Consider the following 22,050-nt stretch of genomic DNA (forward strand, 5'->3'; position numbering starts at 1 on the left):
GCGCTTGCGGCCCGCTGCGGGTGTGTGCACGTCCGGTGCCGGTCAGGGCGCCGTGCTGTGCGCGCCACCGTGCTCGGCGGCGGGCTGCTGCTGGCCTGCGGCAGGCACTTGTGGGTGCTCGGGCATCATGTTCGCATTCATGTGGAACATGACCCACAGGGTGCCGGTGATGGCAATGGCCACGAACACCACCGTGAAGATGGTGGACAGCAGCGTCCAGCCGCCTTCGACCTTGCCGTTCATGTGCAGGAAGCACACCATGTGCACCAGAATCTGCACCACGGCAAAGCCGCCCAGTACCAGCACGGCGGTGTTGCGGTCGGCAATCACCTTGGACATGACCAGCCAGAATGGAATGGCGGTGAGGATGATGGACAGCACAAACCCGACCATGTAACCGGAGAAGGTGCTGTGGGGGCCCGCGTCATGGTGGTGATCGTCGTGCCCATGCGCATCGTGCGCGTGCGTTGCGTGTTGTGCGCTCATTTACAGCACCCCCATCAGGTACACAAAGGTGAATACGCCGATCCAGACCACGTCCAAGAAGTGCCAGAACATGGACAGGCACATCAGGCGGCGGTTGTTCTCGGGGATCAGGCCGTGCTTGTTGATCTGCAGCATCAGCACCACCAGCCAGACCAGGCCGAAGGTGACGTGCAAGCCGTGGGTGCCCACCAGCGTGAAGAAGGCCGACAGGAAGGCGCTGCGCTGAGGACCAGCGCCCTGGTGGATCAGATGCTGGAACTCGTACAGCTCCAGCCCCAGGAAGCACAGGCCAAACAGGCCTGTGATGCCCAGCCACAGCAGCGTGCCTTTGACGTCGCCCAGTTGCTTGCGCAGCATGGCAAAGCCGAAGGTGATGGACGACAGCAGCAGGAAGGCCGTGTTGATGGCCACCAAAGGCAGGTCAAACAGCTGGGCGCCGGTGGGGCCTGCCGCATAGCTGCGGCCCAGCACGCCGTAGGTGGCAAACAGGGCGGCAAAGATGAGGCAGTCGCTCATCAGGTACAGCCAGAAGCCCAGGGCGGTGCCGTTTTCGGGATGGGGCTCGTGCGCGAGGTGGTACTCGCGCGGGGCCAGGGCGCCTGCGGCGCCCGCTTGGATGCGGATATCAGACATGGCGTGCGAGTTGGAGTGTGCGGGCTTCTTCGGTGGCGACCACTTCGGAGGCCGGGATGTAGAAGTCACGCTTGTAGTTGAACGTGTGGATGATCGAAGCCAGCACCACGGCTGCGAACGACACCGCAGCCAGCAGCCACATGTGCCAGATCAGCGCAAAACCGAACACCAGCGAGAGGCCCGAGATGACCACGCCAGCCCCGGTATTGGCAGGCATGTGGATGGACTGGAAGCCGCTGAGCGGGCGTTGGTAGCCGTGCTTCTTCATGTCCCACCAGGCGTCGATCTCATGCACCACGGGGGTGAAGGCAAAGTTGTAGTTGGGTGGAGGAGACGATGTGGCCCACTCCAGCGTGCGGCCACCCCAGGGGTCGCCCGTCCAGTCGCGCAGTTGCTCGCGCTTGAGGTAGCTCACCACCAGCTGGATCAGGAAACAGCCAATGCCTGCCGCGATCATGGCGGCGCCCAGCGCAGCGATCACGAACCAGATTTGCAGCGACTGGTCTTCAAAGTGGTTGGCGCGGCGGGTGACGCCCATCAGGCCCAGCACATACAGCGGTGTGAACGCCACCCAGAAGCCCACCAGCCACAGCCAGAAGGAGTACACGCCCCAGGTGCGGTCCAGCTTGTAGCCAAACGCCTTGGGGAACCAGTAGTTGATGCCTGCAAACATGGCAAACACCACGCCGCCAATGATCACGTTGTGGAAGTGGGCGATCAGGAACAGGCTGTTGTGCAGCACGAAGTCGGCCGGGGGCACGGCCAGCAGCACGCCGGTCATACCACCGATGGCGAACGTCACCATGAAGGCCACGGTCCACATCATGGGTAGCTCAAAGCGGATGCGGCCCTTGTACATGGTGAACAGCCAGTTGAAGATCTTCGCGCCCGTGGGGATCGAGATGATCATCGTGGTGATGCCGAAGAAGGTGTTCACACTCGCGCCCGAGCCCATGGTGAAGAAGTGGTGCAGCCACACCAGGTACGACAAGATGGTGATACACACCGTGGCGTACACCATGGAGGTGTAGCCAAACAGGCGCTTCTTGCTGAAGGTGGCGACCACTTCGGAGAACACACCGAAGGCGGGCAGCACCAGGATGTACACCTCAGGGTGGCCCCAGATCCAGATCAGGTTCACGTAGAGCATGGGGTTGCCACCCAGCTCGTTGGTGAAGAAGTTGGTGCCGACATAGCGGTCCAGCGACATGAGGACCAGTGCGGCCGTCAGCACAGGGAAAGAGGCCACGATCAGCGCGTTGGTGCACAGGGCAGTCCAGGTGAAGACGGGCATCTTCATCAGGCTCATGCCCGGGGCGCGCATCTTGACGATGGTGACGATCAGGTTGATACCCGAGAGCGTGGTGCCCACCCCGGCAATCTGCAGTGCCCAGATGTAGTAGTCCAGCCCCGTGCTGGCGCTTTGCGAGCCCAGGTTGGACAGTGCCAGCCAGCCGGAGGTGGAGAACTCACCCAGGAACAGCGACACCATCACCAGCACGGCGCCAGCGGTGGTCATCCAGAAGCTGAAGTTGTTGAGGAACGGGAAGGACACGTCGCGTGCGCCAATCTGCAGCGGCACGAGGTAGTTCATCAGGCCCGTGACCAGCGGCATCGCCACGAAGAAGATCATGATCACGCCGTGGGCGGTGAAGATCTGGTCGTAGTGGTGCGGCGGCAGGTAGCCCATGTTGTCGCCAAAGGCCATGGCCTGTTGCAGGCGCATCATCACGGCGTCGGCAAAGCCGCGCAGCAGCATCACCAGGCCCAGGATCATGTACATGATCCCGATCTTTTTGTGGTCAATGCTGCAGATCCAGTCGCGCCACAGCGGGCCCCACAGGCGGAACTTGGTGATGCCTGCCAGGACGACCAGGCCGCCCAGCACAACGGCAATGAAGGTGGCCAGCACGATAGGCTCGTGCGCCATGGGCACAACGTCCCAGCTCAGGCGGCCCAGCGCCCAGTGGGCGGGAGTTACGGTTTCGGAGGTCATAGCGAGGCTCATTGGCGGATGCTGGCGCCGGAGGTTTGTGCCGGTGCGTTGCGGGTTTCAAGCGCTGCCACCACTTGGGCTGCGTTTTGTGCGTTGCACACGTCCTGGGGCAGGTTCAGGCCTGCTGCGCGCACATAGGCGTCGCCGCCCTGGGCGTCGATGGCCATCATGTGGTGCATGCACATCTTTCCGTCTTCCACGCAGCGGTTGAGCACCTTGTCGTACAGGCCGTCTTCCACCGACGCAAAGCGCTGCACGGGGTCGCGTTCGCTGGGCTTGACGAGGTTCAGGTAGGAGCCCTTGTCCAGGGGCTTGCCCTCGGTCTTGGCTTTTTGCACCCACTGGGCAAAGTCATCGTTGCTCAGGCCGTGGAACTTGAAGGTCATGCCCGAGAAGCCTGCGCCGCTGTAGTGCGACGACATGCCGTTGAACACGCCAGGCTTGTTGATGACGGCGTTCAGCTCGGTCTGCATGCCGGGCATGGCGTAGATCATGCCGGCCAGGTCAGGCACGTAGAACGCGTTCATGGTCGATGTCGCGGTCAGCTTGAACAGGATGGGGCGGTCCACCGGGGCGGCCAGCTCGTTCACGGTGGCAATGCCTTGCTCGGGGTAGAAAAACAGCCATTTCCAGTCCATTGCCACCACTTGCACTTCCAGGGGCTTGACGTTGGCGTCCAGGGGGCGCTGGGCGTCGATGCGGTCCAGGGGACGGTACGGATCAAGCTTGTGGGTGCCGATCCAGGTCAGGGCGCCCAGGGCAATGATGATGAGCAGCGGCACCGTCCAGATCACCAGCTCCAGCGTGGTGGAGTGGTGCCATTCGGGGTCGTAGTCGGCCTCGGTGTTGGCGGTGTTCGACTGGCGGTACTTCCAGGCGAAGAACAGGGTCAGGGCGATCACCGGCACGATGATGATGAGCATCAACAACGTGGCAGTAATGACCATCTGGCCCTGTTGGGCGGCAATGTCGCCGGCCGGGTTGAGTACGACGGCCTTGCTGCAACCGGCCAGGCCGGTGGTCAGGGCGATCGCGGCAAGCCAGGCGGGCCTGCGAGATTCTTTGTTTTTGAGCATGCTAGGGGCGCGACAAAGGGGCGCTTAGGTGTAAACACGAATGGCTGAGGTGTCGAAATGTAGTCTCGCTACCGATTTTGTCGATTGGACATTTTGTCCAACATCAAATGCCAGCCAGTGTTTTTTGGCTCTTTGGTCTGGGTTTGATCTGTCGCAGGCGGGTTTGGCGGGCTGGCAATCAGGGTTTTCCCACGCGCTGGGCTAGCGAAAGCTCACTTGTGAGGGCCCTCCTAGGGGTGTAGAACGGAGTTGTGTCAGTTTCTTGAGGAGCGTCAATATGTACAGCCCAGGTTCTGCAGCCCTGCCCGTCCCAGGCTTTGATAGTTCGGTGTCTTTGGCCAACGCCCACACCGATGAGGATGTGACCCCCGGTGAGATCGCTGTGGGGGTGATCATTGGGCGGTCTTCCGAATACTTTGACTTCTTTGTGTTCGGCATTGCCAGCGTGCTGGTCTTCCCGTCGTTGCTGTTTCCGTTCTTGTCACGGCTGGATGGGACTTTGATGGCGTTTGCCATATTTGCCCTGGCTTTTGTGGCCCGCCCGGTGGGTACCGCCCTCTCCATGGCGGTGCAGCGGCGCTGGGGGCGGGGCACCAAGCTGACGCTGTCGCTGTTTTTGCTGGGGGCCTGCACGGCGGGCATGGCGTTTTTGCCCAGCTACGCGTCGGTGGGCTCCAAGGCGATTGCGGCCCTGATCATTTTGCGCATTGGCCAGGGGCTGGCGCTGGGGGGCACCTGGGACGGTTTGCCCTCCCTGTTGGCCATGAGCGCCCCCAAGGAGCGGCGCGGCTGGTTTGCCATGATCGGGCAGCTGGGGGCGCCTGTGGGTTTTGTGCTGGCGGCCAGCCTGTTTGCTTATTTGTATAGCAGCCTGAGCGTGGCTGAGTTCCTGGACTGGGGCTGGCGCTATCCCTTCTTCGTGGCCTTTGCCATCAACGTGGTGGCCCTGTTTGCCCGTTTGCGCTTGGTGGTGGGGCAATCGTATGCCGAATTGCTGCAGCAGCGCGAGTTGCAGCCGGTGAGCGTGGCCCAGGTCATGCGCGATGAGGGGGGCAATGTGCTGCTGGGGGCCTTTGCCGCCTTGGCCAGCTTTGCGCTGTTCCATATCGCCACCGTGTTCCCGTTGTCGTGGATTGCGATGTACTCAGAGCAGTCCATCACCGAGGTGCTTTCGGTGCAGATCGTGGGTGCCTTCCTGGCGGCGGCGGCCATCATGCTGTCGGGCTGGCTGGCCGACCGGGTGGGGCGGCGCAATCTGCTGGGCTCCATGGCGGTGTTGATTGGGCTGTTCAGCTTCACGGCGCCGTGGTTGCTGGGGGCCGGGTCGACGGGCAACAACGTGTTCTTGCTGGTGGGCTTTGTGCTGCTGGGCTTGTCGTACGGGCAGGCTTCGGGCACCGTCACGGCCAATTTCTCGGCCCAGTACCGCTACACCGGCGCAGCGCTGTCGGCCGACTTGGCATGGCTGCTGGGGGCGGGGTTTGCCCCGCTGGTGGCCTTGGGGCTGTCGGCCAAGTTTGGGCTGGGGGCCGTGTCGCTGTACCTGCTGTCGGGCGTGGTGTGCACCCTGGTGGCTTTGCGTATCAACCGGCTGATTGAGCGCAAAGAGGCTTGAAGGTGGTGCCGGGTGGGGGCTGCCGCACTTGCGCGGAGTTCCTGAACCCCTTGGCCCCACGAGGGGCTCTGCGCCGGGGTTGGGTGTTGGTCTTTATTTAGCGTAAGGGTCGGCAAACCCCAGCTCTTGCAGGATGGCCGTTTCATAGGCCTCCATTTCATCGGCATCCTCGGCGCTGGTCTCGTGGTCCCAGCCCTGGGCGTGCAGGGCGCCGTGCACCAGCAGGTGCGCGTAATGCTCTTCCAGGCTTTTGTTTTGCTCTTGGGCCTCACGCTCCACCACGGGTGCGCACAGCACCAGGTCGGCGGTGACGATGGGCGCCATCGTGTAGTCAAACGTGAGCACGTTGGTGGCGTAGTCTTTTTTGCGGTACTCGCGGTTGAGCTGTTGGCCCTCTTCCGCGCCCACGATGCGCACCGTGATTTCCGCATCGGTAGACAAGGCGTGCCGAATCCAGCGCGTGACCTTGTGGCGGGGCAGGGTGGCGCGGTGTTCTGCCAGGTTGTCAAACTTGCCAAACTGCAAGGACAGGGAGAGTTGGTTGAGTGTCATTTTGGCCTCTAGCGCCTGATATATAAGCGCAAGCAGCTATAAAAATAATAGTAATTCAGTTCAGCCACGTGCCGCTTGGGCACGGCGTGGCGCGTCGTAGGCATCCACAATGCGCGCCACCAGGGGGTGGCGCACCACGTCGGCACTGGTAAAGCGCGTGATGGCAATGCCCTTGACCCGCTTGAGCACCCGCTCGGCGTCGATCAGGCCGCTCATGGCCCCCTTGGGCAGATCAATCTGGCTCACATCGCCCGTGACCACGGCACGCGCGCCAAAGCCGATGCGGGTGAGGAACATCTTCATCTGCTCCGGGGTGGTGTTTTGCGCCTCGTCCAGGATCACAAACGCGTTGTTCAGCGTGCGTCCGCGCATGAAGGCCAGCGGGGCGATTTCAATGGCGTTGCGCTCAAACGCCTTTTGCACCTTGTCGTGGCCCATCAACTCGTACAGGGCGTCGTACAGCGGGCGCAGGTAGGGGTCGACCTTTTGGGCCAGGTCCCCGGGCAAAAAGCCCAGGCGCTCACCCGCCTCGACCGCAGGGCGGGTCAGCACAATGCGCTGTACGGCGCTGCGCTCCAGGGCATCTACCGCGCAGGCCACGGCCAAGTAGGTTTTGCCTGTGCCCGCAGGGCCAATGCCAAAGGTGATGTCGTGCGAAGCAATGTTCTGCAGGTACAGGCTTTGGGTGGGCGTGCGGCCACGCAGGTCCGCGCGGCGGGTGTTCAGCACGATGGCGCCCTCAGGCGCTTCGATCAGCCCAGAATCGCCCGCCAGCATGATTTGCAGCGTGTCTTCAGGGATGGGCCGCTCCGCCATCTCGTACAGCGCCTGCAACAACTCCATGGCCTGGGTGGCTTTGGCCTTGGGGCCGTCCACCTTGAACTGTTCGTGCCGATGGGCGATGCTTACCTCCAGGGCCACTTCGATGGTGCGCAGGTGCGCGTCCGCCGGGCCGCACAGGTGGGTGAGCCGCGTGTTGTTGTGTGGGGTGAAGGTGTGGCGCAGGATCACGCTGATAATTCCAGTCGGCAAAAGCCAATGACGACAAAAAAGAGCGCGCCGCCTGCCTACGCATGCTGCGGCGCCAAAGGACACCAATGATAGGCAAATTGACCGGCACCCTGCTGGAGAAGAATCCCCCCGAGGTGCTGCTGGACTGCCACGGTGTGGGCTACGAGGTGAATGTGCCCATGAGCACCTTCTACAACCTGCCCGCAGTGGGCGAGCAGGTCAGCCTGCTCACGCATTTCATTGTGCGTGAGGATGCGCAGTTGCTGTACGGCTTTGGCACGGCGCAAGAGCGCCAGGCGTTTCGGGAGCTGATCAAGATTTCGGGCGTGGGTCCGCGCACGGCACTGTCCATCCTTTCTGGCATGGGCGTGGCCGACCTGGCACAGGCCATCACGCTACAAGAGGCCGGTCGCCTGGTCAAAGTGCCTGGCATCGGCAAGAAGACGGCCGAGCGCTTGCTGCTGGAGCTCAAGGGCAAGATGGGCGCAGACATTGGCGCCCCCGCCCACGCCGCCAGCGATGCCCAGGCGGACATCCTTCAGGCGCTGTTGGCCCTGGGCTACAACGACAAGGAAGCGGCAGCCGCCCTCAAAGCGCTGCCGCCAGACGTGGGTGTAAGCGACGGTATCAAGCTGGCGCTCAAGGCCCTTGCCCGCTGATAATCCCCCCGACGCGCCGCCGGGAGGTCGCTGCGTGGGCGCACGAAGTGAGCTAGAAGGCTGCTTGGTGCCCGCCAGCGAGTGGTGTCGCTAGAAATCATTGGTCTTTGCTGAACAAAGGAACCCAAAATGACAGGAATTTCCATCAGGCGTTGGGCTGGTGCCCTGACGGCCGTTGCCGCCATGTTGGCGGGGTGTGGCGGGGGGAGCAGTGATGCTGCCTCTACCGCAAAAACCCAGCCCATCACCAGCGTGGACAGCCGTGTCCAGCCCGCCAGTGCGGTGCAGGATGTGGCCAGCGTGAAGTCGCGCAGCGCCAACGCGGCCCCCAAGGCCGCCGTAGTGGCATTGGGCGAGTTGTCTCTGTCCAAAGTAGATACATCGTCCTCCATAGGTCCCCGTTTGGTGGGTCAGGCACGCGATATCGCTGCCACCAAGTCGGCTGCGGAAACCCAGACGCAGTGGCAGTGGAAGGACACAGCAGTGGGGGGCAAGGTCGCTGCCATCAGCTTCCGCTCGGAAGGCGCCTATGGTGTTCGCCTGGGGGTGTTGGTCAAGCAGCTTCCCGGTAGCGCCATTTTGCGGGTCTACACGCAGGCGACTCCTGGCTCGGTCTATCAGATTTCCGGCCAAGAAATCTTGCAACTCATCGAGCGCAACCAAGCTGCGGGTGACAAGACCGACCAGGGCCGCACCTGGTGGACGCCAGACACTGGCGAGGGCGAGGCCACCCTGGAGGTGGAGCTGCCCCCTGGCGTGGCCGTGAGCACCTTGGATATCGCGGTGCCGCAGCTGTCGCACATCTTCGTCAACTTGTCTCTTCCTACGGAGCAAGAGTACCAAGCCCAGGTGGCGACGACCAAAGTCAACGAGTCGGACCCTTGCAACCTGGATGCCACTTGCTACAGCGAAAACGCCACGGAGCGTAATGCTGTTGCTCGCATGAGCTTCGTCAGCGGCGGCTTGAGCTACCTGTGCACAGGCACGCTGCTGAACGACGGCAACTCTTCGGGCAAGCCTTACTTTTTGAGCGCCAACCACTGTATTTCTACGCAAACAGCGGCATCCACCCTGCAAACCAACTGGTTCTATCGGTCGCCCACCTGTAACAGCGGAACATTGCAGTCCACCAGCATTCGCAAGACGGGTGGAGCACAATTGCTGTACGCCAGCAGCAGCACGGACATGTCGTTCATGCTGTTGAACGATACGCCACCTGTGGGGGCCGTCTACGCAGGCTGGGATGCCAACACGGTGATTTCCGGAACGTCCGTCACTGGTTTGCACCACCCCAGCGGTGATTTGCTCAAAATCAGTTTCGGTAAGGTCAATAGCCAAACTTCCTGCCAGTCTTCTGCGGGCAATCAGTTCCAGTGCAATGGCGCGACCGGCAACTTTTATCAGGTGACCTGGAGCCAAGGAACCACGGAAGGCGGCAGCAGCGGTTCGGCACTCTTCCAAAATGGCCGCGTGGTGGGCACGTTGTATGGTGGTGCTGCAGTCTGTACCAACCGAGCGCTCTCTGACTATTACGGGCGCTTTGACGTCGCATACAACGCGGCACTCAAAAATTGGCTGGCGGCAACACCTACCTCTGGCTCGCGCACCGCTGTCTATCGCTTCTTTAACGCCAAGACAGGCGCTCACTTCTACACCGCCAACGCCGCTGAGCGTGATTTTGTGATTCGCACGTATCCCGATTTTTCTTACGAAAATGTGGCGTTCTATGCGTATCCAGATTCCAGCACGGGCAAGGATCCGGTTTTCCGTTTCTTCAACGCAACCTCGGGCGCCCACTTTTATTCAGGCAGCACGGCAGAGCGTGACTTTGTGATTGCAAACTTCCCGCAATTCAAATACGAGACGATCAGCTGGTATGCGCAAAGTGCAGCTGGCAACGGAGCCTCGCCGATGTACCGCTTCTACAACTCGAAATCAGGCGCGCACTTTTACACCATCAATGCGGCAGAGCGGGATTTCGTGATCCAGACATACAAGGACTTCCAGTACGAAGGCGCCATGTACTACGCTTGGACCGCTGCCCAGTAAGCGTTCCTTTTCGCTCTTCGCATGACCATCCAGACCGACGACTTCGTCCCAGCTCCTGCCAAACGCGTGGTTTCCGCCGCGCCTACCTCCCCTCAAGAGGAGGCGCTGGAGAGGGCGCTGCGCCCCAAGCTGCTGCAGGAGTACGTCGGCCAGGCCAAGGCGCGTGAGCAATTGGAGATCTTCATCGGTGCCGCCCGCAAGCGCGGGGAAGCGCTGGACCATGTGCTCTTGTTCGGCCCGCCTGGGCTGGGCAAGACCACGCTCAGCCACATCATTGCGGCGGAGCTGGGGGTGAACCTGCGCCAGACCAGTGGTCCGGTGTTGGAAAAGCCGAAAGATCTGGCGGCACTGCTCACCAATCTGGAAAAGAACGACGTTCTCTTCATCGACGAGATCCACCGCCTGTCGCCCGTGGTGGAGGAAATCCTCTACCCCGCGCTGGAGGACTACCAGATCGACATCATGATCGGCGAGGGCCCTGCGGCGCGCAGCATCAAGCTCGACCTGCAGCCCTTTACCTTGGTGGGGGCCACTACACGGGCGGGCATGCTCACCAATCCGCTGCGTGACCGTTTTGGCATCGTGGCGCGGCTGGAGTTTTATACCCCTGAGGAATTGGCGCGCATCGTCAAGCGCAGCGCCGGGCTGCTCGGCGCGCCCATGGACGATGAGGGCGGCTTTGAGATTGCCCGCCGCTCACGTGGCACGCCACGGATTGCCAACCGGCTGTTGCGCCGCGTTCGGGACTACGCCGAGGTCAAGGGCGATGGCCGCATCACCGTCGACATTGCCAACCGTGCCCTGGCCATGCTGGACGTGGACCCACAAGGTTTCGATGTGATGGACCGCAAGCTGCTGGAGGCGGTGATTCACCGCTTTGACGGCGGGCCGGTGGGGCTCGACAACATCGCGGCGAGCATTGGCGAAGAGGCTGGCACCATCGAAGACGTGATTGAGCCTTACCTCATCCAACAAGGCTATTTGCAGCGCACGCCCCGCGGGCGCATTGCCACACTGGCGGCTTTTCGGCATTTGGGGGTTTCGCCCCCGGCGTCAGGAGGTTACGGTCTGTTTGATGGGGCACCGGGCGCTGCCTGACAACGTTAGACCTGAGGCAGTCGCCCAGGAGGCCGCGTGGAGCCTTCCATCCTGAACGGGCAAGGCCAAGTGCCTTTCAGGTCAGCGCACCCCGCGCATCCACACGGATGATGCGCTCTACCGTTCCCAGCCCCAACCCGCCCCGCACCCCGATCATGAAGTCGTAAAGATTCACCGTGGGGTCGCAGTGCCCGGGGATCAGCCACAGCATGCGGCCCAGGGCGGGCAAGCGGGCTTTGTCACCTTCTGCATACAGCAGGCCGTGCTCGTCACCGCCATTGGCGTAGCGCAGCGCACGGCCGGTCGATAGTTGGCCCACGGTGGGCAGGCCTGAGTCGATGGCGTGGCTCTTGTGGCCTGCGTCGCACACGGCGTGGCTGTCTCGCGCCGAAATCACCTGGGTCTTGACGAACAGGGCGTGCTCAAACGCGGGTTGGGCGGGCTCGCGTTCGTTGCGGGCGTAGTCGGCGTCCATGAAGAGGAACGACCCCGCCTGCAGTTCGCCATACACGCCGCTGGCCGCTTCGTGTACCAGGGTGCCGGTGCCAGAGCCCGTGACCAGCGGAACGGGCAGCCCCGCTGCGACGATCAGGTCGCGCGTGTGGGCTGCCTGTTGCACCACCTGGGCGATGGCTTCGCGCCGCTCTGCGGCGGTGGCCAGGTGTTGGGCGCGGCCGTGGTAGGCCTGCAGGCCAGCGAAGCGCAGCCTTGGGTGCCGGGCCACGGCCAAAGCCAGGGCCACGGCGCTTTCACCGGGGGGTACGCCGCAGCGGCCCTGGCCCACATCGATTTCAACCAGCACGTCCATGCCTGCCTCGCTGCCCGAAAGGGCGATGGCCTCTGCCAGACGCTCAATGCCTTCGGTGCTGTCCACACACACGGCCAGGCGCCCACCACGGCTGGCCAGTGCTGCGGCCAGCCGCGCTGCGCGGTGCAGCTTGGGCATGGCAATCACTTCGTTGGTGATGGTGATGTCCAGCACGCCTCCGGCCGCCATGGCTTCGGCCTCCGACACCTTTTGCACACACACGCCCTGCGCACCGGCCTGTTGCATCAACAAGGCCAGCTCGGCGCTTTTGTGCATCTTGGCGTGGGGCCGCCAGCGCACCTGGTGCTTGCGGGCAAACTCGGCCATGCGCTGGATGTTGCGGTCCATCGCGTCCAGGTCAATGACGAGTGCTGGGGTGTCGATCTGGTCGACACGCTGGCCGATGAGAGAGGTCAGGGCTTCAGGTGTGGCTTTCATCGCGTGCAGCTTGGTCCAGGTGCTGTGTGTCGGCCCAGCCCACCAGGCTGAGGCCGTCGGGCGTCCACAGCAGGCGGTTGATGGCGGCGTTGCCCAGCAGCCAGGTGCGTGGGGCTTGGATGTCTTGGCGGGTGGCGGCGCGGTACAGCACGTCCAGCACACCGCCGTGCGCTACCAGCACGATCTGCCCGCCCAGGTGCTGGGCGGCGATCTCGTGCGTGGTGGCTGTGATGCGTTCGCGCAGGGCGATCAGCGATTCGCCATCCTGCGGGGCAAAGTCTGGGTCGCGCTTGCGCCAGCGGTGGGCTTGCTCTGGGGCCTTGGCCTCCAGCTCTGCAAACGTGTGGCCTTGCAGCACGCCAAAGCTGCGCTCGCGCAGCCCCTGGTGGGCGGTGAGGGGGGCCCGGGTGGTCTCTGCAATGGCGCTGGCGGTGACCCAGGCGCGCTGCAGGTCGCTGCTGTAGATGGCGTCGATGGGCTCATCGGCCAGCGCCAGGGCGGCCTGGCGCGCCTGCCACAGGCCGGTGTCGTTGAGCGGGATGTCCAGGTGCCCTTGCAAGCGGGTGTCCACGTTCCAGGCGGTTTCCCCGTGGCGGATGGCGATGATGCGGGTGGCTTCCATGCAAAGGTCAGGGTTGGGTCGGGAGGGGGATGCGCACTTGGCGCGGGCCCTGGGGGGGTTGTGGAAAGCCATTGAGTGCTGCTTCAAACAGCACGCCGTACACGGCCGGGTCAGACACCCACACATCTTCGTGCACGGCCGAGGTTTCATACACCACAGCCTGGGTGCGGGCGTCGCGCATCACGATGCTGACGGCGCGGCGGTGCAAGGGGGCTGGCTCACCCAGGTTCCACATGCCGCGCATGCCCCAGCCGCCACGGCCGCCGTACCAGCCCCAGCCGCCAAATGCCCAGCCGGGGCCGTCATAAAAAGGATCACGCCGTGGAGTGAAGCCGGCCTGTGCGCCCAGCTGTACCACCCATTGCCCACCGGCGTCGTCACGCGCCAAGCCCGCGCGCGCCAGGGCCTGCTCGGCCAGCGCAAGAATGGGGTCGAACGACGCGTCCTGCTGCGAGGGCAGACGCTCCAGCCGGTAGGTCATGGGTTGCTGTGCGTTGGCGGTGGCGGGCAGCTGCGAGAAGCTGCGCACATCACCCTCCACCACGCGGTGGGTGGCGCACCCTCCCAGCAAGGTCGCCATGCCCAGCAGCACGGCGTATTTTTTCCAAGACGAAGTGGTCATGTGAAGTCTCCTGAAACGTTGGCAGTGGACGGCTGCGGTGCAGCGCGTTGGCTGGGGTGGCCTTCAGGTTGGAGCGGGCTGCCTGGCTGGGGTTCAAAAGTGGTGGGGCGGGGCGCGCTGCAGGCAGATCGTCAGGGAGGACTCAGCCGATGTGTACCACCTGCAAGCCCGGCAGCGCTGGGGGTGCAGCAAACTCTTCCTTGTCAAACGCCTTGTCGCCGTCTTCGTTGGCAATGCCCGTGGCCTTGGCGTTCTTGAAGTCGTAGAGGCTGCCGTCCAGCAGGTGCGAGGGCACCACATTCTGCAGGGCATTGAACATGTTCTCGACCCGGCCAGGGAAGCGCTTTTCCCACTCGCGCAGCATCTCGCCCACCTGCTTGCGCTGCAGGTTCTCCTGGCTGCCGCACAGGTTGCACGGAATGATGGGAAAGTTGCGGTGCGCGGCCCAGCGGGTGGTGTCCTTTTCGGCCACGTAGGCCAGAGGGCGGATCACCACATGCTTGCCGTCGTCGCTGACCAGCTTGGGCGGCATGCTCTTCATCTTGCCGCCAAAGAACATGTTGAGCAGCAGCGTCTGCAGGATGTCATCGCGGTGGTGGCCCAGGGCGATCTTGGTGCAACCCAGTTCGTCGGCCACACGGTACAGAATGCCCCGGCGCAGGCGGCTGCACAGGCTGCAGGTGGTCTTGCCTTCGGGGATCAGCTTCTTGACAATGCTGTAGGTGTCTTCGTTCTCGATGTGGAACGGCACACCGGTGCTGGCCAGGTACTTGGGCAACACATGCTCGGGGAAGCCGGGCTGTTTCTGGTCCAGGTTCACGGCCACCAGGTCAAAGTGGATCGGCGCGCGGGCTTTGAGCTTGAGCAGAATGTCCAGCAGCGCATAGCTGTCCTTGCCGCCCGACATACACACCATCACCTTGTCGCCTTCTTCAATCATGTTGAAGTCGACGATGGCCTTGCCGACCTCGCGGCACAGGCGCTTTTCCAGCTTGTGGGTTTCGCGTTCGATTTTCAGCCGAGCCGCGTTGGCCGTGGGCTCTTGGGGGGCTTCGACCTCGTCGGTCCAGCCGCTGTGGGTAGAGGAGGGGTTGGGGTTGTTGATCACTGCGTTCATAGGTTTACCACTGCCCCGTTTCCATGCGAATCGCCACTTCGCAGTCGTCAAAAATTTCCAGCTTGGCGATCTTCACGCGCACGCCCAGAACGCCGGGCAGCTGCATCAGGCGGTTGGCCAGCTTGCCGATCAGGCTCTCGAGCAGGTTCACGTGCTCTGCGGTGCACTCGTCAATGATGATTTGGCGCACACGCCGGTAGTCCAGCACATGGCCAATGTCATCGTCGCGCGGGGCCAGGGGCTGCACGCCCAGGCTGAGTTCGGCGTCGACCTGGATGGGTTGCGGGTCGGTTTTCTCGTGGTCGAGGATGCCCAGGTTGGCATCAAAGCGCAAACCGGTGAGCGTCAAGGTCTGGAGGCCAGCCCGTGGGGAGATGTTCTGGGTTGGGGTGATCATGTTTGTCACCAGGGTTTGATGGCTATCCGTTCAATACCCACTGACGCGCAGTCGGGGTAGACATCGGGCTTTCGAGTGGAAACACGTACGGCGTGGATGTCTTGCCGTTTGAGCAATCCATCACAAATCCCATCACAAAGGGTTTCTTGCAATTCGTGATGCCGCTCGCCGACACATTCAAAAATCGCTTTTCTGACAAAGTCGTAATCGACGGTTTCCGAGATATCGTCTTTGGCCGCAGGGGCTAGGTCGAGCTTCACGCACAAATCCACATCAAACCAGATGCGCTGTGGTGCTTCACGTTCAAAGTCGTGTACGCCAATGCGTACCATTACCTCATGCTGGCGCAGGCTCAGCGCACGGCAATGTGTGGCCAGTCGTGGGTCTATGGCTCCAAAGGCCAGAAGAATAGAGTTCATCAATTGGCTGCCTCTTCAATGGCCCACATTACGTCCCTGCTCAGTGGAATGAGGTGCTGGCCATTGTCTGTCCTGAGTGTGCAGCCATTGATGCTGGCGTTCTGTGCCATGAAAAGGGCCCCCTGGGCCACATCTGCGGGGTCGATGCGTTTTTGCACCAGATTGACCAAGCTGGCTTTGTCGAAATTGGCTTGGGTTTGCGGGCCGCTGAGATACATCAGCCCGGGCGAGAGTCCGCACACCCTGACGGTGGGAGCCAGTGCCTGTGCCTGCAGCGCCACGCTACGTTCCAGCGCCAGTTTGCTGACCGTGTAAGAGAAGTAATCGGGATTCAGGTTGTGCACTTTCTGGTCTAAAACATGGATCACGCAGTGTGCCCCATGGGGCACGTCAGTTACCTCGCGCAAGCGGTTGTACAGGGCATTGGCCAAAAGCAGCGGGGTTGCCGTGTTGACCTGGAAGTGCTTTTGCAATCCCTCGGCGGTTGCTGATGGGGCGCCATCAGCCTCGAAAATCGAGGCGTTGTTGATGATGCACTGCGGAGGCTGTCCAGTGAGTTGCACACACTGATCCATCAGAAGCTCTGCTGCATTGCCTTGAGCAAGATCTATGTCCACCAGCAGGCAGTCCGCTCCAGCATCTTGCACTTCCTGTTGGGTTCTCTGCGCGCTGTCTTTCGAGGTGCGGTAGTGGCATAGAACGCTCCAGCCCGCTTTTGCGAAAGCCAGGGCGATTTCTCGGCCAAGCCGGTGGGCGCTGCCGGTGATCAAAACCCAGCTCTTAGCGTTCATGTGAGTTTTGCAATGGGTGTTGCTGTAGCGGGTTGCGCTGCTTCCTGCGCTTCAAGGATGCCGCGCACAAAAAAACCCAGATCCTGCGTGAAGTAGAGTTTTTCCATGGGGCGCAGCAGGAAATCATCAGGAAGAGCACGGAAGAAAAGAAGGGCTCTGCCGCCATCTTCGCCTCCGTACTCTGCCAACTCGGAGTTCAAGCGATAGCCCTCTGCTTGGGCTCCTGCAATCACATGCTGGTAGGCCGCAAGTGCCGGATTTTTATCCAGCAGTCCTGCGGGTTGGACGGTGTCGGGCAGGCTGAACATCACATTCACCTTGCGCACATTCAACTCTACGCTGAACCTCAGTGGATACTTGAGCGAGCTGTGTCCTTGCTGTGCGGTTAGTGTGTAGGTCGCCCTGCATCCCGTGCGCAGAAGTGGAGTGAGCTGGAGCTTTCGTGACTGACAGGCAATCTCTTGTACTTGCTGCGGAATGAGCTTGTCGAGAATGGCATTGGTAATGCTGGCAAGACGTTTTTCGCTGCGTTGACCAAACACCAGACCGATCACGATGAGGCTGACAGGCAGCGCTACGGTGAGCAAGCTGATGGCGGCCGTCATCGACTCTTTGTCCCGGTTTAAGGCCGCCCACACAACCAACCCGAGGCCGCCCAGCATGACGGCGAGAAATACAATGATCAGAACTCCACGCGCCCACAACGGCAGGGCTAAAGACTGTAACCAACGCACGACCTCAGAAGAGGGCTGTGCGCTAGAAGGGCTGGATGAATCGCTCATGTGGTGTGCTTAGGGGGCGTTTTGTCGGCGGGCGAATTATGACTGTCCTCACTGAAGAACTTGCTGAACACATTGTCAAGGCCATTGCCGCCGAGGGCGGGTGGCTGGGTTTTGACCGTTTCATGGCCCTGGCCTTGTACACGCCCGGCCTGGGCTACTACGCCAACGATTCCACCAAATTCGGCGCCATGCCCGAGTCGGGCAGCGACTTTGTGACCGCCCCTGAGCTCACGCCCCTGTTCGGCCAGACGCTGGCCATGCAGGTGGGCGAGGCCCTCGCGCAAACCGGCACCGACGAAGTCTGGGAGTTTGGCGCAGGCTCTGGCGCCCTGGCGCTGCAGTTGCTGGATGCGCTGGGCGACCAGGTGCAGCGCTACACCATCGTCGATCTGTCAGGCAGCCTGCGCGCGCGCCAGCAGGCCAAGCTGGTGGCGCATGCCCACAAGCTGCGCTGGGTGGATGCCTTGCCCGACCAATTCAGCGGCGTGGTGGTGGGCAACGAAGTGCTGGACGCCATGCCCGTGCAACTGCTGGCGCGACACGGCGGTCAGCAAAGTGGGGTGTGGCACGAGCGCGGCGTGGCGGTGGCCGAGGACGGCCGCTTCGCCTGGGCCGACCGCCCCACCGACCTGCGCCCGCCCATCGATATTGAAGGCCCGCAGGACTACCTGACCGAAATCCACGCGCAGGGTGAAGGCTTCATCCGCATGCTGGCCGATCGGCTCACGCGCGGCGCCGCGTTCTTGCTGGACTACGGCTTTGGCGAAGACGAGTACTACCACCCCCAGCGCCACATGGGCACGGTGATGTGCCACCAGGGCCACCTGGCCGACGGCGACCCGCTGGTGGAAGTGGGCCGCAAGGACATCACCGCCCACGTCAACTTCACTGCCATGGCGCTGGCCGCACAAGAGGCCGGGCTGCACGTGCTGGGCTACACCACGCAAGCGCATTTCCTCATCAACTGCGGCTTGCTATCAAAAATGGAGCTGCTTGTGCAAGCGGAACGTGCCACAGCGGCCAAATTGATCATGGAGCATGAGATGGGCGAGCTGTTCAAGGTGCTCGCCCTGGGCGCGGGCGATGCCTGGGAGCCCGTGGGGTTTGTGCACGGGGATCGGTCACACCGGTTGTAGGCAAAGCGCCCGCTGGGGCGCTGGACTGGGGCGCCGTTCATATCTGCCCAGCGCATAAGGTTCTGCGAGAAGCTTCGTTGCCGGGCCATCGGGTGGTGCCTAGCCTTGAGGGCTTCTTGCTCTCACGGCCGGGGTGCTCTCCTCGGTGTTGCCATGCGCGTTTTGCTCCACCCCTTTCTTTCGCTGTGCCTGCTGGCCAGTGCGGCCCTGGCGCCTTTGGCCCACGCCGACAGCTATCCGAACAAGCCCGTCCGCGTGGTGGTGCACAACACCCCCGGCAGTGCGCTCGACATCGTGGCGCGGCGCGTGGGCGCGCGCTTGGCCGATCAGTGGGGCCAGCCCGTGGTGGTGGACAACCGCGCAGGGGCGGGTGGCGTGATCGCCACCGACGCCGTGGCCAAGGCGGCACCCGATGGCTACACGCTGCTGGCCGGGGCAGACGGCCCCATCACCATCCTGCCCACGCTGGCCGCCAGCCTGCCTTATGACCCCCGCCGTGATCTGGTGCCGGTGGTGTCCTTGGGTGAGACAGACTTCCTGCTCGTGGCCCACCCCAAGACCGGCTTCAAGACGGTGGCCGACTTTGTGCGCGCGGCCAAGACCCGCCCGGGGCAATACAACTACGCCTCGGCTGGCAACGGCAGCCCCCAGCACTTTGCGGCAGAGCTGCTCAAGCAGCAGGCGGGCATCTACGTCACCCACATTCCGTACCGGGGCGGCCCGGTGGGCCTGGCCGATGTGGTGGCGGGGCAGGTGGATGTGATGTTCATTGCCGTGGGCCCCGCGCTAGCCCATGTGCAGGCCGGGCGCCTGGTGGCCCTGGCCAGCGGTGGCGAGGCGCGCCACCCGTTGCTGCCCAATGTGCCGACCCTGTCGGAGACCTATCCTGGCCTGCGCGCAGGCACCTGGTTTGGCCTGTTTGCCCCGGCCGCCACCCCGCCCGGCGTGCTGGAGGCCTTGGGCGCCGAGGTCGCCAAGGTGCTGGCCGATCCCCGCGTGCGCAGCGACCTGGCCGCGCAAGGCATCCGGGCCACCGGCTACCCGCAAGGCCGCTTCACAGCGTTTGTGAGCCAGGAATCGGGCAAATACGCCACCCTGGTCAAGTCCGCCGGCATCCGGGCCGAGTGAGCAGGGCTGCGCAATGACAACCCCCGTCTTTCCCCCGCTGCAACACGACCCTGCCATTGCCGCCGCAGGCCCACACTACGCCCCCGCCGGGCTGTACGCATACAGCAAATCGCTACCGTTCATCGGCCGCGTCACCTGCAACGTGACCGAGATCGAGGCGGGTAGCTGGCAGGAAATCGTCCTGGACTACGAGGTGGGCGCCTCGGGGGTTGCGGACGGCGCCTGGATCAAGGCCACCTTCAAGTTCTACTCGGACTGGGCCCTGTTCCAGACCTCCGACCCCACGGGCGCAAACTTCATCAGCGCCGAATACCAGGCGGGGCCGCTGTTGCCGGGGCAAAGCCCGGCATCGGTGCAGTCCCTGGCCGTGCGGTTTGACCAGAAAGGGCACGAGCGGCCCTACCAGAAGGCCGTCATCGTGGACGTGGTGGATGGCTACCTGAACGCGGGTGACCACATCATCATCCGCCTGGGGGACCGCCGCCGGGGCGGGCCGGGCACGCGGGTGCAGACTTTTGTGGAAGACGCCTTCCACGTGCGGTTCTATGTGGACCCGCTGGGCACCTCGCGCTTTGTGGCAGTGCCTGAGGACGTGGTGATCCGCGTCTCGCACGGCCCGGCGTCACAGCTCTTTTTGAATGCGCCGCGCTATGCACAACCCGGCCAGCCCCTGCCGCTGCGCATCTCGGCGCTGGACCGCTGGGGCAACATCGTGCGCCACTGGGCACAGCCCTTGGTGCTGCGGGTACTGAAGGAAGGCGCTGTGGTGCAAGAGCTGCCGTTGGCCTTTGACGCTGACCGTTGGGCCAGCACCGGCCTGGCGGGCGACCAGGCATTGCGCCTGCCCGAAGGCCGCTACGAGTTGCAAGCCCATCTGCCCGGTACGCCGCAGGTGCCTGTGGCGCAGTTCACCGTGGATGTGTCTGCCGCCTTCCCAACGGCACGCCCCTTGTATGCCGACCTGCATGTGCACGCCCACGACACCGTCGGCACCAACAGCCCGGCCTACAACGCCGCCTATGCCCGCGAGATCGGCGGGGTGGACATCTTTGGCTACACCGCCAACGATTTCCAGATCACCGACGCGAACTGGCAAACCGGCCTGCAGGCCGTGCAAGCCGCCAACCAGCCCGGCGAATTTGTGGCCTACGCGGTGCAAGAGTGGTGCGGCAGCTCCACCGCGGGCGGGGACCACAACGTGGTGTTTTTGGGCGAGGAGCGCCCCGGCTTTCCGCACAACGCCAAGGGCGAGCACAACCGCACCTTTGTGTGGAACGAAGACATGAAGGGCACGGGCGTGCAGCTGGGCCGCTGGCCCGTGCAAGAGCTGTGGGCTGCGTATGCGGATGATGCTGAGAACCACCTGGTCATGCCCCACGTGGGTGGGCGCCGCTACATCCCTGACTGGCACCACCCGCAGTTGGAGCGGCTGGTGGAGATTGCCTCCACCTGGGGGCACTTTGGCTGGCTGTACCAGGACGTGATCCGGCGCGGCTACCAACTGGGCGTGGCCGCCAGCAGCGACGAGCACCGGGGCCGCCCCGGCGGCGGAGCGCCCGGTGTGCAGGTGTTTGGCGTGCATGGCGGCCTGACCGGCGTGCTGGCCGACCAGTTGGACCGCACCAGCGTGGGCCGCGCCCTGCGCGCACGCCACACCTGGGCCACAACTGGCGAGCATGCCGCCGTCATCACCCGCGTGGGCGAACACCGCCAGGGCGACGCCTTTGACTGGCAGGGCGAGGCGCCCGTGCACTACCAGTTCCTGGGGCAAAGCGGGTGGGAGTATCTGGCGGCCTACGACCACACGGGCCGCATCTGGGAGCGCGATCTGCACCGCGAACTGGGCTACTCCGAGCGGCGCATCCGCCTGCGCTGGGGCGGGGCGCGCATCCCTGACCGCTACCGCTGGGCCGCCTGGCAAGGGCGTATCCAGATCTTGGGCGGCACGGTGCTGGGCTTTCGCAGCCATGGCTTTGAGCACGCCGAAGAATCCGCTTGGCGCGCCGGCCCCACCGAGCTGGGCTTTCGCAGCGACACCTATGGCGATGCCGATGGCATCGAGATCGAGGTCAGCCGCCTGGCAGACCTGCGCATCGTTGTCAGCGGAACCATCGACAGCTTCGTCAAGGTGGGCGATCCGCTGCAGCCCAACCCGTTCGTGCACCGCCCGGACTTTCACTGGGAAGTCTCGGGCGCTGATCTGCTGCAGGCCGGGCGCTTGCAACTGGAGCTGGGCGGCACCGAGCTGTTTGTGGCCATGGAGCGCCTGACCGATGCGCCCTTGCCCCAGTCTGTGGAGGGGGTGGTTGCGGTGGCGCCGCAGAACGCGCCCTTTGGTTTCAGGCCTGTGTACTTCCACGGGCGCCAGCGCAACGACAGCAAGGCCTGGTCTTCCGCGCATTTCATCCGTTTCAAAGAGTGAGCGCATCTCAAAAAACTCCCCTGGCGTTGTTGTCCCGTCTTGTCGTACCGCTTGTACTGCCTGCGACGGAACGCCTAGCCAGGGCCGCTTCGCTGAGTTTTTTGAGCCGCTTTCAGCGCGGCACGGGCGTGGCGCTCGGATGATTTGGTTTTAAACAACCAAATATTTATTCGTTTTGGTTATGGCGATCGCT

At 63.2% G+C, this 22,050-nt stretch carries 21 protein-coding genes; 7 read left to right on the forward strand and 14 right to left on the reverse strand.

Features of this window, described 5'->3' with window-relative positions; genetic code table 11:
• Positions 1-42: 42 nt before the first annotated feature.
• From cyoD to cyoA, 4 genes are read right to left on the reverse strand one after another with little or no spacing between them, the layout of a single operon-like run.
• Positions 43-486, reverse strand: a complete 444-nt coding sequence (gene cyoD / locus CLU86_RS20635) for a cytochrome o ubiquinol oxidase subunit IV (protein WP_099657739.1) — start codon at positions 484-486, stop codon at positions 43-45.
• Positions 487-1,119, reverse strand: a complete 633-nt coding sequence (gene cyoC / locus CLU86_RS20640; protein ID WP_099657740.1) for a cytochrome o ubiquinol oxidase subunit III — start codon at positions 1,117-1,119, stop codon at positions 487-489.
• Entirely contained in the window at positions 1,112-3,115 is a 2,004-nt protein-coding gene (cyoB, locus tag CLU86_RS20645) for a cytochrome o ubiquinol oxidase subunit I (protein ID WP_099742929.1), read from the reverse strand. The genes cyoC and cyoB overlap by 8 nt, the downstream gene beginning before the upstream one ends.
• An 8-nt stretch (positions 3,116-3,123) precedes the next feature.
• Positions 3,124-4,191: a ubiquinol oxidase subunit II gene (gene cyoA, locus CLU86_RS20650; protein ID WP_099742930.1), complete on the reverse strand. Its 1,068-nt coding sequence runs from the start codon at positions 4,189-4,191 to the stop codon at positions 3,124-3,126.
• A 277-nt stretch (positions 4,192-4,468) separates the two neighbouring features.
• On the opposite strand from cyoA, the gene CLU86_RS20655 reads away from it, so the two are divergent.
• A complete protein-coding gene (locus CLU86_RS20655; protein WP_099742931.1) occupies positions 4,469-5,806 on the forward strand; it encodes an MFS transporter in 1,338 nt (445 codons plus the stop codon).
• A 93-nt stretch (positions 5,807-5,899) separates the two neighbouring features.
• Here CLU86_RS20655 and ybeY read toward each other — a convergent pair whose 3' ends face one another.
• Positions 5,900-6,358 (reverse strand): rRNA maturation RNase YbeY, encoded by a 459-nt coding sequence (ybeY, locus tag CLU86_RS20660; protein ID WP_099742932.1) that lies wholly within the window; start codon positions 6,356-6,358, stop codon positions 5,900-5,902.
• A gap of 60 nt (positions 6,359-6,418) precedes the next feature.
• Positions 6,419-7,369 carry a PhoH family protein gene (locus tag CLU86_RS20665; protein ID WP_099657745.1) on the reverse strand — a complete coding sequence of 317 codons (951 nt, stop codon included), beginning with the start codon at positions 7,367-7,369 and terminating at the stop codon, positions 6,419-6,421.
• An 86-nt stretch (positions 7,370-7,455) separates the two neighbouring features.
• Here CLU86_RS20665 and ruvA point away from each other — a divergent pair, with 86 nt between their 5' ends.
• The 3 genes from ruvA to ruvB all read left to right on the forward strand — a co-directional run bounded on the left by ruvA (position 7,456) and on the right by ruvB (position 11,175).
• Positions 7,456-8,028, forward strand: coding sequence for a Holliday junction branch migration protein RuvA (gene ruvA / locus CLU86_RS20670; RefSeq protein ID WP_099742933.1), 573 nt, complete (start codon positions 7,456-7,458; stop codon positions 8,026-8,028).
• A 129-nt stretch (positions 8,029-8,157) separates the two neighbouring features.
• Positions 8,158-10,077: a trypsin-like peptidase domain-containing protein gene (locus CLU86_RS20675; protein WP_099742934.1), complete on the forward strand. Its 1,920-nt coding sequence runs from the start codon at positions 8,158-8,160 to the stop codon at positions 10,075-10,077.
• Positions 10,078-10,098: 21 nt separating this feature from the next.
• Entirely contained in the window at positions 10,099-11,175 is a 1,077-nt protein-coding gene (ruvB, locus tag CLU86_RS20680) for a Holliday junction branch migration DNA helicase RuvB (protein ID WP_099742935.1), read from the forward strand.
• A gap of 76 nt (positions 11,176-11,251) precedes the next feature.
• On the opposite strand, the gene CLU86_RS20685 is transcribed toward ruvB, so the two are convergent.
• From CLU86_RS20685 to CLU86_RS20720, 8 genes are all read right to left on the reverse strand, one after another.
• The gene (locus CLU86_RS20685) at positions 11,252-12,421 is read right to left on the reverse strand and encodes a DSD1 family PLP-dependent enzyme (protein ID WP_099742936.1); all 1,170 of its coding nucleotides are present in this window, start codon (positions 12,419-12,421) and stop codon (positions 11,252-11,254) included.
• Positions 12,405-13,043: a histidine phosphatase family protein gene (locus tag CLU86_RS20690; protein ID WP_099657750.1), complete on the reverse strand. Its 639-nt coding sequence runs from the start codon at positions 13,041-13,043 to the stop codon at positions 12,405-12,407. Before CLU86_RS20690 ends, CLU86_RS20685 begins: the two co-directional genes overlap by 17 nt.
• A gap of 7 nt (positions 13,044-13,050) precedes the next feature.
• On the reverse strand, positions 13,051-13,665 hold the full coding sequence (locus CLU86_RS20695) for a DUF4136 domain-containing protein (RefSeq protein ID WP_099742937.1): 615 nt from the start codon (positions 13,663-13,665) through the stop codon (positions 13,051-13,053).
• Between the two features lie 142 nt (positions 13,666-13,807).
• Complete coding sequence (gene ttcA / locus CLU86_RS20700; RefSeq protein WP_233195137.1) at positions 13,808-14,782, reverse strand: tRNA 2-thiocytidine(32) synthetase TtcA; 975 nt, start codon at positions 14,780-14,782, stop codon at positions 13,808-13,810.
• Positions 14,783-14,786: 4 nt separating this feature from the next.
• Complete coding sequence (locus CLU86_RS20705) at positions 14,787-15,179, reverse strand: dihydroneopterin aldolase (RefSeq protein ID WP_099742938.1); 393 nt, start codon at positions 15,177-15,179, stop codon at positions 14,787-14,789.
• Positions 15,180-15,184: 5 nt separating this feature from the next.
• Positions 15,185-15,598 (reverse strand): dihydroneopterin aldolase, encoded by a 414-nt coding sequence (locus CLU86_RS20710; RefSeq protein WP_099742939.1) that lies wholly within the window; start codon positions 15,596-15,598, stop codon positions 15,185-15,187.
• The gene (locus CLU86_RS20715; RefSeq protein ID WP_099742940.1) at positions 15,598-16,389 is read right to left on the reverse strand and encodes an SDR family oxidoreductase; all 792 of its coding nucleotides are present in this window, start codon (positions 16,387-16,389) and stop codon (positions 15,598-15,600) included. The genes CLU86_RS20710 and CLU86_RS20715 overlap by 1 nt, the downstream gene beginning before the upstream one ends.
• Entirely contained in the window at positions 16,386-17,171 is a 786-nt protein-coding gene (locus CLU86_RS20720) for a hypothetical protein (RefSeq protein ID WP_143226760.1), read from the reverse strand. Before CLU86_RS20720 ends, CLU86_RS20715 begins: the two co-directional genes overlap by 4 nt.
• A gap of 38 nt (positions 17,172-17,209) precedes the next feature.
• Here CLU86_RS20720 and CLU86_RS20725 point away from each other — a divergent pair, with 38 nt between their 5' ends.
• From CLU86_RS20725 to CLU86_RS20735, 3 genes are all read left to right on the forward strand, one after another.
• Positions 17,210-18,307 carry a class I SAM-dependent methyltransferase gene (locus tag CLU86_RS20725; RefSeq protein ID WP_099742942.1) on the forward strand — a complete coding sequence of 366 codons (1,098 nt, stop codon included), beginning with the start codon at positions 17,210-17,212 and terminating at the stop codon, positions 18,305-18,307.
• Positions 18,308-18,460: 153 nt separating this feature from the next.
• A complete protein-coding gene (locus CLU86_RS20730; RefSeq protein ID WP_099742943.1) occupies positions 18,461-19,435 on the forward strand; it encodes a tripartite tricarboxylate transporter substrate binding protein in 975 nt (324 codons plus the stop codon).
• A 13-nt stretch (positions 19,436-19,448) separates the two neighbouring features.
• Entirely contained in the window at positions 19,449-21,857 is a 2,409-nt protein-coding gene (locus tag CLU86_RS20735; RefSeq protein WP_099742944.1) for a hypothetical protein, read from the forward strand.
• The last annotated feature ends 193 nt before the right edge of the window (positions 21,858-22,050 follow it).

This window comes from Acidovorax sp. 62 (assembly GCF_002754495.1).
Taxonomy (GTDB): Bacteria; Pseudomonadota; Gammaproteobacteria; order Burkholderiales; family Burkholderiaceae_C; genus Acidovorax.

Excerpts from the sequence above, each read along its gene's own strand:
- cyoD (WP_099657739.1), bottom strand. The coding sequence starts at position 486 with ATGAGCGCACAACACGCAACGCACGCGCACGATGCGCATGGGCACGAC.
- cyoC (WP_099657740.1), bottom strand. The coding sequence starts at position 1,119 with ATGTCTGATATCCGCATCCAAGCGGGCGCCGCAGGCGCCCTGGCCCCG.
- cyoB (WP_099742929.1), bottom strand. The coding sequence starts at position 3,115 with ATGACCTCCGAAACCGTAACTCCCGCCCACTGGGCGCTGGGCCGCCTG.
- cyoA (WP_099742930.1), bottom strand. The coding sequence starts at position 4,191 with ATGCTCAAAAACAAAGAATCTCGCAGGCCCGCCTGGCTTGCCGCGATC.
- CLU86_RS20655 (WP_099742931.1), top strand. The coding sequence starts at position 4,469 with ATGTACAGCCCAGGTTCTGCAGCCCTGCCCGTCCCAGGCTTTGATAGT.
- ybeY (WP_099742932.1), bottom strand. The coding sequence starts at position 6,358 with ATGACACTCAACCAACTCTCCCTGTCCTTGCAGTTTGGCAAGTTTGAC.
- ruvA (WP_099742933.1), top strand. The coding sequence starts at position 7,456 with ATGATAGGCAAATTGACCGGCACCCTGCTGGAGAAGAATCCCCCCGAG.
- CLU86_RS20675 (WP_099742934.1), top strand. The coding sequence starts at position 8,158 with ATGACAGGAATTTCCATCAGGCGTTGGGCTGGTGCCCTGACGGCCGTT.
- ruvB (WP_099742935.1), top strand. The coding sequence starts at position 10,099 with ATGACCATCCAGACCGACGACTTCGTCCCAGCTCCTGCCAAACGCGTG.
- CLU86_RS20685 (WP_099742936.1), bottom strand. The coding sequence starts at position 12,421 with ATGAAAGCCACACCTGAAGCCCTGACCTCTCTCATCGGCCAGCGTGTC.
- CLU86_RS20690 (WP_099657750.1), bottom strand. The coding sequence starts at position 13,043 with ATGGAAGCCACCCGCATCATCGCCATCCGCCACGGGGAAACCGCCTGG.
- CLU86_RS20695 (WP_099742937.1), bottom strand. The coding sequence starts at position 13,665 with ATGACCACTTCGTCTTGGAAAAAATACGCCGTGCTGCTGGGCATGGCG.
- ttcA (WP_233195137.1), bottom strand. The coding sequence starts at position 14,782 with ATGAACGCAGTGATCAACAACCCCAACCCCTCCTCTACCCACAGCGGC.
- CLU86_RS20705 (WP_099742938.1), bottom strand. The coding sequence starts at position 15,179 with ATGATCACCCCAACCCAGAACATCTCCCCACGGGCTGGCCTCCAGACC.
- CLU86_RS20710 (WP_099742939.1), bottom strand. The coding sequence starts at position 15,598 with ATGAACTCTATTCTTCTGGCCTTTGGAGCCATAGACCCACGACTGGCC.
- CLU86_RS20715 (WP_099742940.1), bottom strand. The coding sequence starts at position 16,389 with ATGAACGCTAAGAGCTGGGTTTTGATCACCGGCAGCGCCCACCGGCTT.
- CLU86_RS20720 (WP_143226760.1), bottom strand. The coding sequence starts at position 17,171 with ATGAGCGATTCATCCAGCCCTTCTAGCGCACAGCCCTCTTCTGAGGTC.
- CLU86_RS20725 (WP_099742942.1), top strand. The coding sequence starts at position 17,210 with ATGACTGTCCTCACTGAAGAACTTGCTGAACACATTGTCAAGGCCATT.
- CLU86_RS20730 (WP_099742943.1), top strand. The coding sequence starts at position 18,461 with ATGCGCGTTTTGCTCCACCCCTTTCTTTCGCTGTGCCTGCTGGCCAGT.
- CLU86_RS20735 (WP_099742944.1), top strand. The coding sequence starts at position 19,449 with ATGACAACCCCCGTCTTTCCCCCGCTGCAACACGACCCTGCCATTGCC.